We start from the raw sequence: 13196 nt of genomic DNA on the forward strand, positions 1-13196 counted from the left end.
AAAATTGTTATATTTTGCTAAACAATAATCTAACGCTTTGGTTTTTCCCAAACTTTCTGAAAGTCTTCTATAGTTTCTTTTAGAGTTGAAAGCTCTGATAAAGCTTTTTGTATTTGTTCAAGAGTTTCTGCTAACTTTGTATATTGCATACCATTAGACTCTAGCCATACAGATGCTTGTTCTACTTGGTCAGTTTTTAACATAAGTAATTGTTCACAATAAGTTAAGTATTCCATTAATGAATTACAGTCTTGTTTGATAATAGCGGAGTTTGGAAAAGCAAAAAGAGTTGAAACAGGTACTAGTGAAGGAACATGAGAGAAATCACTAAGGGTAGCAAATTTTTTGCTACTAGTGTTATTGCCTAGTAATTTAGTTCGTTTATGACTTTTTTCTATTTCTTCATCAGGATCAAAGACAGCTAAAGGTTTAAGTGCTGCTGTTAGGGATTCGTTAGAAAAGTCTTGATTAAGGACTTCTCCTTCAAAGTTAGCTAAAATTAGTGTGATATTGTCTTGTCCACCACGTTCTTTTGCTAGTTGGACTAATCGCCAACAAGCATTTTCTGGAGTAAGTGAGCTAGCAACAAAACAAATTTCATCAGCACGAACTAAATTAGATAATCCATCTGAACAAAGTAGCAAAGTATCTCGTCGTTTTAGTTGAAACATACTAACAGCTACTTTAATTGCTTCTTGACTTCCAATAGATTGTAAAACAACATTTTTGCGTGGATGTGTAGCGGCTTGTTCTGGCTTAATAACACCTTTTGCTACTAGATGAGCTACAAATGACTGATCAGTAGTAACTTGTTTAATATTGTTATTTCGTATTAAATAAGCTCGACTATCACCTACTTCTGCTATATAAACTTGATTGCCTTCAATAAGTGCTGCTGTAACTGTGGCAGCCATTTTACTTAAAGTAGGATTGTTTTGACGTTCATTCCAAACTATATGATTTGCTTCCTCTATCGCTGCTACTAGACGATCATAAGCTGAAAGATAAGTAGGCAGTTTCATTAAAGCATCTTTAACAGCTAGAACTGTTAATTCGCTAGCAATCTCACCTCCATTAGTTCCACCTACCCCATCAGAAACAACTAATAATAAACAGTTTTCCGTAATCAAATGACTAATAGAGAAAGTATCTGGCAGAGTGCGTTTTAGTGTTAGGTCTGCCATAATAAAAGCATCTTCATTATTTTGTCTTACTAATCCAATATCTGTGCATCCTGCTATATTGGAAAATACTAAACGGTCATAATCATTTTTGCTATACACTAGATTTCTCCCTAAATTAGTGATGGATTAATAAGTTTAGAGTTTAGAGAGTTAACAACTTTTAATTGGGGTTTTGTTAATTCTATGTTCTAAAAAAGCTTAATTTTAAAAGAAATATTGTTAGAAATTTAAGGTAAATTTCTTTTAAATATTAAGGCACAATTTCCAATAAATTAATTATGTAAAGGTAAGTTATATAATATAAACATATAAATTTACTATATAAATTTAATAGATTGATAAAAATAAATTTATTTTGTATTAGCAGAGATTAATAAAAATAAATAAAAAATACTTAACTTCTCTTTCTAAATGGTAGTCTATAGCTTTTCATACCTTGACAGTTAGTTATCACAAGTTGTAAGTTAAAGGCACAAACTACAATAAATCAATGTGTTATCAACTAAATTTATTAGCTAAATTTTGCTAAATGGAAAGGGAATTAGCATGAGTGAAGTAGTAATTGTTAGTGCTGTTCGTACTGCTGTAGGAAGATTTCAAGGAAGTCTTAAAGGTTTTAAGGCTACAGAGTTAGGAGCAAAAGCCGTTCAAGCTGCTTATGAACGAGCGCAAATAGAAGCAGGTGAAGTAGAAGAAGTTATTATGGGTAATGTACTTAGTGCTGGACTTGGACAAAACCCTGCACGTCAAGCAGCACTTAACGCTAAAATACCTGCTGCTGTTTCAGCACTGACAATCAATAAAGTTTGTGGCTCAGGGCTAAAATCTGTCATGTTAGCCGCGCAAGCAATTCAATGTGGCGATGCAGAAATTGTGGTTGCCGGTGGAATGGAATCTATGACGAATGCTCCTTATTTACTTCCTAAATTAAGAGATGGCTACCGTTTAGGGCATGGTCAAGTTTTAGATTCTATGATTCAAGATGGTCTTTGGTGTGCATTTGAAAATTGGCATATGGGCAATAGCGGAGAATGGGTAGCAAAAGAGTATAAAATTTCTCGTGAAGAACAAGATGAATATGCCTTAAATTCTCATAAAAAAGCCTTAGAAGCGCAAGCCGCAGGACATTTTGAAGCAGAAATCTTACCTATAGAAATTGCTCAAAAAAAGGGCGACCCCTTAGCATTTAAGACTGATGAATCTGTTCGCTCAGATGCTTCGCTAGAATCTTTAGCTAAGTTAAAACCAGCTTTTGACCCTCAAGGCACAGTTACAGCAGGCAATGCCCCTGGAGTTAATGACGGTGGTGCAGCAGTGGTTGTAATGAGTAGTAAACGTGCTGGAAATCGTGAAGTGCTAGCGCGAATTGTTGGACAAGCTGTTGGGGGAACAGACCCTAAAAAAGTAATGATGGCACCTGTTATTGCTGTAGAAAAATTATTGAAAAAAATTGGTTGGCAAGCTTCAGACGTTGACCTTTTTGAAGTAAATGAAGCTTTTTCTGTCCAAGCTTTAGCTGTATGCCGAGAATTATCATTAGATGTTAATCGAGTAAATGTTAATGGTGGAGCCGTGGCTATAGGACATCCTATTGGAGCTAGCGGAACACGTTGTTTAATTACTTTACTTTATGAAATGAAACGCCGTAATGCTCGACGCGGAGTAGTTACACTTTGTTTAGGCGGCGGTAATGCTGTAGCAATGGCTGTGGAAAGATAAATAAATTATTGTTTGTTATTAAAATTGTTTTTTGGTTTCTTGTATGAGTGAAGAATTAGCAGAAATAAAAACAATTGGCGTTATTGGTGCCGGCACAATGGGAACAGGTATTGCTCAAGTGGCGGCACGCTCAGGATTTAAGGTAATTCTTCATGATGTGCGAGAAGAATTTGTTAGCCATGGCAAACAAACAATAAATAGTCACCTTAAGCTAGAAGTAGAAAAAGGTCGTTTAACGGATGAACTACAGAAACAAGCTATTAAACGTATTTCTACAAGTATAGACCTTAAAACACTTCTAGGTGTTGATTTAGTAATAGAAGCTATTAGTGAAAATTTAGCTAAAAAAATGGAAGTTTTTTATAACCTAGACAGTATGTTAAAACCAGAAGTAATTTTAGCTACCAACACTTCTTCTATATCTATTACTAAACTTGCTAGTGCAACGGCTCGACCAGATAGAGTAATAGGAATGCACTTTATGAACCCTGTTCCTATAATGAAGCTAGTAGAGCTAATTCGCGGACTTTCTACTTCAGATGAAACTTTCCAGACTGTAAAAAAACTAGCAGAAAAATTTGGAAAAGTAGCAATCCTAGTCAATGATGCACCAGGTTTTGTTTCTAATCGGATTCTAATGCCAATGATTAATGAGGCGATTTTTACAGTTTATGAAGGTCTAGCAACGGCTGAGGCTGTAGATGAAGTTATTAAGCTAGGTATGCGTCACCCTATGGGGCCACTGCAACTAGCTGATTTTATTGGGCTAGATGTTTGTCTAGCTATTATGAATGTTCTTTATGAAGGTTTTAATGATCCAAAATATCGTCCTTGCCCTTTACTAAAAAAATATGTTGATGCTGGTTGGTTAGGTTGTAAGAGCGGACGAGGATTCTATCAATATTAACTAATAAAAATATAAATAAAGATAAGCCCTATGATTTTTTGCCAAGCATGTAAAGCCCCAAATTCTGTAACACAAGAACTTTGTTCTAAATGTTATACAAGATTAATGATTACTGTTGTTCCTCGCGCAGCACTTGAAGAAATACTTCCTATTGGCGGAGTAGAAGAACATCTCTTAGAACGCATTAGTGCTTTAGAGTATTCTCTTAGCCGTATGCAGGAACGCTTTGACCGCCTTTTAGAGCTTTTTCAACGCCAAGCTACTAGTAGCCTTTATGACCATTCAATGATTGATGCGTTGATTTCGCTACTTTCTGAAGATGGGCTGATTAATAAAGAAAAGCTAGTTGCTATCTGGCAAATACGTTTGGCAGAAAAACATGAACAAAACAACCTAAGAGAAAAACTAGATGTACGCCGTCAAAAAATTTTAGGTGCAAGCAAATCAGTGGATGAAAAATTTAATTTTTTTGTCTCTGAAGGGTTACTTTTAATTACTAATGGCGAAGAAGATGCACGTCGAGGTGTACGTTTACTAGAAAAAGCAGTGTTGCTAAATCCAGAAAATATTGAGCTAAATTTCTTTTTAGGGGAGTATTTTTTCTATAAAAATAAACTTACTCTTGCACAACATTATTTAGAAAATACAGTTGAACATGACGCTAATCATTATTTAGCCTTGCTAATGTTAGGTATTAGTTATGGTGATGGCGGAGAGATAGAAAAAGCTAAGTCCAGGCTTGTCAGGGCTTTAAGTGTTAAGGCTGATTCCTTTTTAGCTCATTATAGTTTGGGCCGTATTTGGGCAAGTGAAGGCCAATTAGATGATGCTTTGCCGCATTTTAAGCATGCATTAAGGTTAGAACCAAATGCTGAAATGTATTTTGTTCTAGGGCATGTTTATATGATCAAAGGACAAGAAGAGTTGGCCCTAAAGCATTTATGTAAAGCTATTGAGCTAGATCCAGCTTTTGACGCAGCTTTATATAATTTAGGGACTATTTATTTAGAGCGCAATTTACTTGATAAAGCAAGAGAACATTTTCGCGCAGCTTATGAAATTAAACCTATTGCCCGCTATCGCAATGCTTTAAAAGCGCGTGCAGGGATGCAGTTGCCGTTGCTGCCAATTTTTGGTCATGCAAAAGTAACAGCAAAAAAAGTTATTACAAGTAGCGATGAACGTTTAGCACAACTGCTACATCGGGTCTTAAAAAACCTTTCGTTGGAAAACTAGAGAATTTTCAATTGTGGGGCAATAAAAATATCTTTTATGACGCAAATTTTGATTAGAAATGGTCAAGTGATTTTTGGGGAAAATGCACAAATTCAAAATTTGGATTTGTTGATAGAAAATGGTGTTATTGTTGATATAAAAAAAGATATTGATATTGCTGAGTTAAAAAACAAGTCTTCAGAATTAACCATCATTGATGCTACAGAAAAATTAGTTAGCCCTGGATTTATCCAAACTCATTTACATTTTTGTCAAACTCTTTTTCGTGGTTCTGCTGATGATTTAGAGCTACTCGACTGGCTACGCTTACGTGTTTGGCCGATGGAAGCAGCACATAATCCAGCCTCACTTGCAGCTTCGGCCCGCCTATCAGTAGGAGAATTAATTAAATCTGGCACAACTTCAGCTTTGACTATGGAAACTGTTCATCATACAGAAACGGTTTTAGAAACTGTTGAAAAAACAGGGTTTAGAGCCATTATTGGTAAATGTATGATGGATAAAGGGTTAGGCGTTCCTAGTAGATTAGCAGAAAATACAAAAGATTCTCTAAAAGCTTCTTTAGATTTAATCGAGTCCTGGCATAGCCCTAGCGGACGGGTACGCTATTGTTTTGCACCTCGTTTTGCTGTTTCTTGCACTCAAGAACTGCTTGAAACAGTTGCTAGTATTGCTAAAGAAAAGGAAATGATAGTTCATACTCATGCTTCAGAGAATCGCCGAGAAATTGAAGTAGTAGAAAGCGAAACAGGACTTCGTAACATAGAATATTTGCAAAAAGTTGGTCTAGCAGGTAAAAATGTTGCTCTAGCTCATTGCATCCACGTAAATGACCGCGAGCAACAAATCTTAGCAGAAACTAACACGCATGTTTTACATTGTCCTTCATCAAACTTAAAACTAGGCTCAGGCGTTGCACCTATAACAGATATGCTAGCTAAAGGTGTTTCTGTTTCTATTGGCGCAGATGGCGCACCTTGTAATAATAATATAGATATTTTTAAGGAAATGCGCCTAGCAGCACTACTACAAAAAATGCAGTATGGTTCTACTGCCCTGCCTGCAAGAACCGCTTTTTATTTGGCTACATTAGCTGGTGCCAAAGCCCTAGGCTTAGAAAAAGAAATAGGCTCAATTGAAATTGGTAAACGTGCTGACATCATTATTGTTAACCTAAATAAGTTACATTGTACCCCTACACCAGACCTACTTTCTACGTTAGTATACTCAGCTAATGCTAGTGATGTGGAGACAGTTTTAATTGATGGTCAAATTGTAATGAAAGACCAGCAACTACAAATAATGGATGAAAAAGAAGTTATTGCCACAGCCCACCAAGAATATAAGCATTTAGTAAAACGTGCAGGTATTTAGTACAGCGTAAACTAAGTTTTTTGACATTTTTATTTCTTAAAGCCCCAGAGGGGCGAAATAAATGTAGCCTAGGGTTTCAACCCTAGGAAATAATAGTTAAGTCTCTTTAAGCCCTGTAAGGGCAACATAGTCTTTTAATACTAAGAAAATACTATATCGCCCCGTTGGGGCTTAAGATTAAAATATCAGAAAATTTAGTTTACAGAGTATTTAGCATAATTTTCTTATTAAATTTATAAATTGCACATTACAAAAAATTAGTTAAAAATAATTGTCACCCTTTGCTTCTGTCCAAGTTCCAAGATAAGCTAAAATCAATTATTATAAATAAATATAGTCAATTTTATTATTTCGAGGCCGATAATGTTTTTTATTCGGACAGTAGCTTTATTTTTATTAATTGGCACTAATTTTTTTATTTGTTTGACACCACTAGTTTTAGCGCAAACAGGGGCTACAACTGGCACAATAACGGGAGTTATCCAGGATCGGACAAATGCTGTAATTTCTGGAGCAAAAATAACGGCTCGACAGGTGGAAACAAATTTAACTTATGAAGTAGTTTCTGAGGAAAAAGGAAACTATATTTTTGCACAGCTTCCACCGGGAAAATATGAAATTATTGCTCAAGCAACTGGTTTTACTAATGTTAAAGAAGTTGTAATTTTAACTTTAGGGACTACTGCACTTATAGATTTTTTCATGGATATTGCTGGCACAGACCCAAATGTTATTTTGGTTACTGTTAATCAAAATCTTGAGCCAAAAACAGAAAGTAGCACAAATATTGAACAAGCTCGGATTGAAGGATTACCCTCCCAACAGCGTAATTTTTTAGACTTTTCAATTATTTCTCCTCGTGTTTTAGCTGATAGATTGCCGTCAAATGGCGTTGTTGCAACTTCTGGAATTTCTGCTAATAGTCAATCGGCTAGATTTAATAATATTACTATAGATGGTCTGGATAATAATGATCACGTAAGCGGTGCAGCGCGTTCATCATTTGGACAAGATGCTGTACAAGAGTTTCAAGTAATTACAGATAGCTACAGTGCAGAGTTTGGAAGGGTTTTAGGAGGAATTGTTAATATTGTAACTCGTGGCGGGACAAATGAATTTCGAGGAGAAAGCTTTTTTCTTAACCGAAATGATGCTGTTGCTGCTCGTGATGTTTTTGCACGTAAAAAACAAGCTCTAAATCAATATCAATTTGGAGCTTTATTTAGTGGGCCTATAAAAAAAGATAAGACATTTTTATTTACTTCTTTTGAGCGTTTAACTGCTGAACAAAGCAATATTGTTACTCTAAGCCAAGATGCAATTAGAGTAACTCAAAATGAAGGATTTAACTTAAGAAATGGGATAGTTACTTATGCCGTTGGTACAACTTCAGTGCTTGCTAGAGTGGATAGCCAGCTTTCTCCTAACAGTACATTGTGGGTTCGCTACAATGGAGGCTTTAACTATGATGGATCGTTTCAAGACTTCCGAGGGTTAATTGCTGAAACTGCTGGAGGAATACAAAGACTTTCTGATAATACAATTGCTGCAAGCAATACTTATATAAGTACAAAATTTAATTTAGTTAATGAAGCGCGGCTGCTTTTTAGCCGGCGGGATCAGGATATTTTGCCTATTGATGAAAATGGCCCACAAATTCAACTTGATGCTGTTGAGGGGGAATTTTGTTTGGGCGGAATGTTTTGCTACCACAACTTAGAGAAGAAAATGTTTATCAATTTGTTGATAATATTTCTTTGCCAAGAAATCGCCATCAAATAAAGTTTGGAGTAGATATTTTTTACTCTAATTTAGGTAAATTTTCTTTACCTTCTCTAAAAGCTGGTGCTGCAATTTTTAATATGTTTGATATAAACATGGCACTTGGAATTTCTGTTCCTGGACGAGTTTTAATGCCTTTTAACGCTTTTTCTCCAGCAGAGCGTAACTTTAACCAAAGACAGGACTTAAAACTATTAAGGATAGTGCTAGAAAGCAGATTTTCAGATTTTCCTAGAGGGTTACCAATACAAAATTTAGCTATTCCAATAGGTTTTACTCAAAGCTTTGGTAATGCTGAAAGTGCTAGTGATTACAAGTTTTTTTCTACATATTTTCAAGATGATATAAGGGTACGTCCTAATTTAATTATCAAAGCAGGTCTAAGGTATGACCTTAATATTGTAAGGTTTTCTCCTAGGTCAAAATTAAGCTTTAGTCCTAGGTTGGCTATTGCTTATCAGCCTACTAAATTGCCTAAAGCTAATATTAGGGCAGCTTATGGTATTTTTGTTGGTGCGCCTTTAGCTGGTGTAATACTTACGGCAGAACTTTCTGGTAGATTGACTAATCTTACTTTTCCTTTTCCTTTTTCTATTCTTGCTTTTAACCAGCCAGGAAGACGCTTTGCTATAGGTAATGAAATCCCAAAGGAATTTAGAAGACTAGCCATTCCTCAGCTTTCACAAAATTTTGCTATAGATAATAATTTGCGTGATAGCTATGCTCAACAAGCCACTTTAGCCATAGATTATACCTTTAACCCAGTAACTAAGCTTTCCTTAAGTTACAACTTTGTTCGTGGAATAAAACTTTTTGGATCAAGAGATATTAACCCTATTGTTAGGCCAATTTTGGGCGATCCTATACAAAGCGCGATAAGAGGACGTGTTAACCCATCAAGAGGAAGTATTTTTGAATTAGAATCAGCTTTTGATAGCTATTATCATGCTTTTACTGTTTCCTTAGACCGACGCTTTAACAACCGTTTTAGCCTTCTTACACATTATACTTTTTCTAAAGCTATTGATAATACTGTAGACTTTTTCCCATTATTTCAAGAAATAGCTAACCCTTTACAACCAGGTTTAGAGCGAGGGCTTTCTATTCAAGATGTACGGAGTCGATTAGTTTCGACAGGTGTTTGGGACTTAAATTATAGTAAAAATGTTTTTTTAAGAAATTTTCGTCTTTCTACAATTATTAGTCTTAATTCGGGCCGTCCTTATAACTTGCTTGCAGGTGTAGATTTAGATCGTAGCGGAGACACTCCACCAAGAGATCGACCTGCTTTTTTAGGAAGAAATGTTGGTATTACACCAGGTTTTGCTACTGTAGACCTTCGTTTAACTCGTAATTTTTCTGTCAAAGAAACCTATCGTATCCAAGCTTTTATTGAAGGCTTTAATTTATTTAATAGAGTAAATATAGATCCTAATCAAATTAACCGAGTCTTTTTACCAATTAGAAGAACTCGTAGTTTTATGCTTCCACCAGTAGAAAATGGTCGTTTTATTGCTCCACCAGCAAATTTTCGAGGTGCTTTTCCTGCTCGTCAAATACAGTTAGGTTTGCGGCTCTCTTTTTAAAATTTCGAGGAAAATTAAAAGTTTGTTAACTATTAGTAAATACAAGTAAATAAAGTTAACTAATAGCAAATTTTCTGGTTTGCACTCAGTTCTAGCAATGATAAAATCGCCGCTAAAGAAACAACAATTTATTTATAACAAACTTAAAAAGGAAAAATATCATGTCTGATGATCTATTAGAGTGGCGTAAAGAATTTCCAATCCTAGAAAAGACTGTCTATATGGTCAGCCATTCTCTAGGGGCAATGCCACGCAGGGTTTATGAAAAATTGAATGAATTTGCAGATATGTGGGCTAGTCGTGGTGTACGGGCTTGGACTGAAGGTTGGTGGGATATGCCAATAACAGTTGGTGATAAAGTTGGCAAAATTATAGGTGCTAACCCAGGCGAAGTTGCAATGCACCAAAATGTTTCTATAGCTCAATCTTTGATTATTTCTTGCTTTCAACCTACTACAAAACGAAACAAGGTTGTTTATTCATCTCTAAATTTTCCTAGTGTAATGTATGTTTATGAGTCTTTTGCCCGTGATGGTCGCTTTCGTATTAATGTTGTAGAATCCGATGATGGGATGACGGTTTCGCTAGAAAAAATGTTAGCTGCTATAGATGAACAAACTTTGCTAGTTCCTATTTCACATGTTTTATTTAAGAGTTCTTTTCTACAAGATGCAAAAGCTATTATTAAACGCGCAACATGAAGTTGGTGCTTATGTAATTTTAGATACATATCAATCTGCTGGTACTGTTCCAATTAATGTTAAAGATTTAGATGTAGATTTTGTTGTTGGAGGCTCAGTTAAATGGCTTTGCGGTGGCCCTGGTGCAGGTTATCTTTATGTCCGACCAGATTTACGAGATAGCCTAGAGCCACGCACTACAGGCTGGCAAGCCCATCAAGACCCATTTGCTTTTGAAACCGGAGCAATTCGCTATGCTCCAAATGCTTTCCGATTTTTGCATGGCTCACCTCATATTCCTTGTCTTTATAGTGCGCAGGCTGGTTACGATATTGTTAATGAAATTGGTGTAGAACGTATTAGGGCAAAATCTACTCGTCAAACTACTTGGTTAATTAATTCTGCTTTAGAACAAGGTTGGCGTGTACCAACACCGCGAAACCCAAATGAACGCGGAGGAGCAGTAGTTATTGATGTTAATAATGGTGCTGCTGTAACAAAAGAATTAATTAGACGAGAAATTCTAGTAGATTATCGCCCTGGGGCAGGAATTCGTATTGCTCCGCATTTTTATACCAAAGACGAAGAGCTAGAAATTACAGTTAAAAATATTAAAGAAATTTTAGAAACTAATGCCTATGAAAAGCACTTATCTGCTGCTAATCTAAAAATGTAGGTAAAAATGCCAGCTAATAAAGAAGAACATCCATTTTTTAGACCTTATTGCCTCTTAACAGGTCTTGGAGGAATGTTTTTACTTTTTTTTCTAACCAAATCCTGGACTAGTCAATTGCCGCTTTTTTCAGGAGAGTTTTGGCTACTTGCTTTGTTTGCCACTTTTTTAAGCACATTAGGCTTTAATATTGGCCGAGGCTCTTTGCATGTTTCTCTTACTTCGATTTTTGAAATAATGTTACTTCTTTCTTTTGGCCCTCTGGCAACTATTTGGATTTCAGCTATAAGCTTTGCTGGTGGGCCAATTCTTAGATCTTTAGATCGTCTCTATATTCGCAAACTTCCATTACTAAGACCTTGGAATGATCAATTTTTTATTTCTGTTTTTAGTAGTGGTATGGCCGCTTTTATGTGGACTATTGGCAGTCTTACTTATAAATTTTTAGGTTGTTCAGATTGTACTGCCATTAACTACATATTTAGCCTAGATTTAGCTATTCTGTTAGTAGTTACTATTGCTAATAATTTTACTAACTCTATTTTTCTAGGGCTTTATCAAAAACTCTCTGGTAATTCTGTAAAAGAATTTTTTTCTAAAGACTTTTTATCTAGTGCAGGTTTTGAACTAGCTACAACTCCTGTTGGTGTGCTACTAGCTGCTGTTTATCAAGTAATGGGCTGGGGTGCGCTGTTTTGGGCATTATTAATTCTTATCGCAGTAGGTGTTTTATTACGTGATCACTCAAACACTTTGGTAGATTTAGAAGAAAGGCTAACAGATTTAAGACTAATTAACCGCTTTGGCTATGCTGCCAATACATTGTTAAATAAAGAAGAACTCTTAAAACGAGTTTATCGAGAAGTTACAGATCTTTTTAATCCAACAACATTTACTATTGCATTATTTGACAGCGAAAATAATAAAATTGAAATAGCTTTAAGAATGGAAAAAGATGTTTTATGTGAAAAACAAGTTTTACCATTAAGTGAAGGTATTCTAAGCCATATAATTAATACTAAGAAAACTCTGCTTTGGCGTGATAGAGCAGAATGGAAAAACCTAAGACTTTCCTATGGTATAAGTCCTAATCATCCAATTCCTGAATCTTTTTTAGCTGTACCTGTATTAAATGGAAATGATGTTTTAGGTGTTATTGCAGTAGAAAAAGAGCAACCAAGAGCTTTTGATAGTAATGATCGTCGGTTGCTTTTTACCATTGCAGGCCAACTTGCTGGAGCAATTCGTAATGCTCGCCTTTATAATGAAATGGAAAAAAACTTTATTTCTATGCGTGAACTTAATCGCATGAAAGATGAGTTCCTTAATAATATTAGTCATGAACTGCGCACACCTCTAACTGTAATTATTGGCTGGGGGGAACTAATGGCTTATAGCCGACTCTCAGAAAAACAACATAATTCTGCTATAGAACAAATTAATAAATCTTCTACTAGGCTACTTTATTTAGTAAATTCCTTACTAGATCTTTCTAAAATAGAAAAAGGCTCTTTTAGACTTGAGTTACAGAAAATCAATGTTAATGATGCTATAAAAAATGCTGTTGAAGATAACACTATTGATGCTGTAGCTAAAAATATTGAAATAACTTGCCAACTAGCTTTAGATTTACCTTTTCTTTTTGCTGATCCTTTAAGATTGCAACAAATTGTTTCTAACCTAATTAATAATGCTGTGAAATTTACTAATAATGATGGTCTTATAGTAGTTCGTAGTGAAATGATAGAAAAAGAAGTTTTGATTAGCGTGTCCGATAATGGGATAGGTATAACGGAAGAAGTATTACCACATATATTTGAGAGATTTAGCCAAGCAGATGCTTCAACGACTCGCAAATATGGAGGAGTTGGTATAGGTTTGACTTTAGTAAAAAAATTGGTGGAAATGCATGGAGGAAAAATTACAGTAGGAAGTGAGATAGGCAAAGGCAGTACCTTTAGTTTAATATTGCCGTTAGATAATGATTTTGTTAGGGCTAAACCTGCTGTAAAAGAAAAGACTGCTTAATTTAGATATTAAAACTTTGGAGAATAA

At 35.3% G+C, this 13196-nt stretch carries 8 protein-coding genes and 1 pseudogene; 8 read left to right on the top strand and 1 reads right to left on the bottom strand.

Annotated elements, in window-relative coordinates; all coding sequences use genetic code 11:
• Positions 1-29: 29 nt before the first annotated feature.
• Entirely contained in the window at positions 30-1283 is a 1254-nt protein-coding gene (locus IPK14_15185) for a serine/threonine-protein phosphatase (GenBank protein MBK7994668.1), read from the bottom strand.
• 447 nt (positions 1284-1730) lie between these two features.
• Between IPK14_15185 and IPK14_15190 the strand changes: the two genes are divergently transcribed.
• The 8 genes and pseudogenes from IPK14_15190 (at position 1731) to IPK14_15225 (ending at position 13169) form a co-directional block, all read left to right on the top strand.
• On the top strand, positions 1731-2903 hold the full coding sequence (locus IPK14_15190) for an acetyl-CoA C-acetyltransferase (protein ID MBK7994669.1): 1173 nt from the start codon (positions 1731-1733) through the stop codon (positions 2901-2903).
• A 43-nt stretch (positions 2904-2946) separates the two neighbouring features.
• Complete coding sequence (locus IPK14_15195) at positions 2947-3810, top strand: 3-hydroxybutyryl-CoA dehydrogenase (GenBank protein MBK7994670.1); 864 nt, start codon at positions 2947-2949, stop codon at positions 3808-3810.
• Between the two features lie 30 nt (positions 3811-3840).
• Entirely contained in the window at positions 3841-5046 is a 1206-nt protein-coding gene (locus tag IPK14_15200) for a tetratricopeptide repeat protein (protein ID MBK7994671.1), read from the top strand.
• 36 nt (positions 5047-5082) lie between these two features.
• Positions 5083-6420, top strand: coding sequence for a 5'-deoxyadenosine deaminase (locus IPK14_15205; protein ID MBK7994672.1), 1338 nt, complete (start codon positions 5083-5085; stop codon positions 6418-6420).
• A gap of 363 nt (positions 6421-6783) precedes the next feature.
• A complete protein-coding gene (locus IPK14_15210) occupies positions 6784-8202 on the top strand; it encodes a TonB-dependent receptor (GenBank protein MBK7994673.1) in 1419 nt (472 codons plus the stop codon).
• Positions 8106-9788: a TonB-dependent receptor gene (locus IPK14_15215; protein ID MBK7994674.1), complete on the top strand. Its 1683-nt coding sequence runs from the start codon at positions 8106-8108 to the stop codon at positions 9786-9788. Before IPK14_15210 ends, IPK14_15215 begins: the two co-directional genes overlap by 97 nt.
• Before the next feature lie 161 nt (positions 9789-9949).
• Positions 9950-11144, top strand: a pseudogene (locus IPK14_15220) (aminotransferase class V-fold PLP-dependent enzyme).
• A 6-nt stretch (positions 11145-11150) separates the two neighbouring features.
• Positions 11151-13169, top strand: coding sequence for a GAF domain-containing protein (locus tag IPK14_15225; protein MBK7994675.1), 2019 nt, complete (start codon positions 11151-11153; stop codon positions 13167-13169).
• Positions 13170-13196 lie beyond the last annotated feature (27 nt).

Source organism: Blastocatellia bacterium, from assembly GCA_016713405.1.
In the GTDB taxonomy this organism is placed as follows: domain Bacteria; phylum Acidobacteriota; class Blastocatellia; order Chloracidobacteriales; family JADJPF01; genus JADJPF01.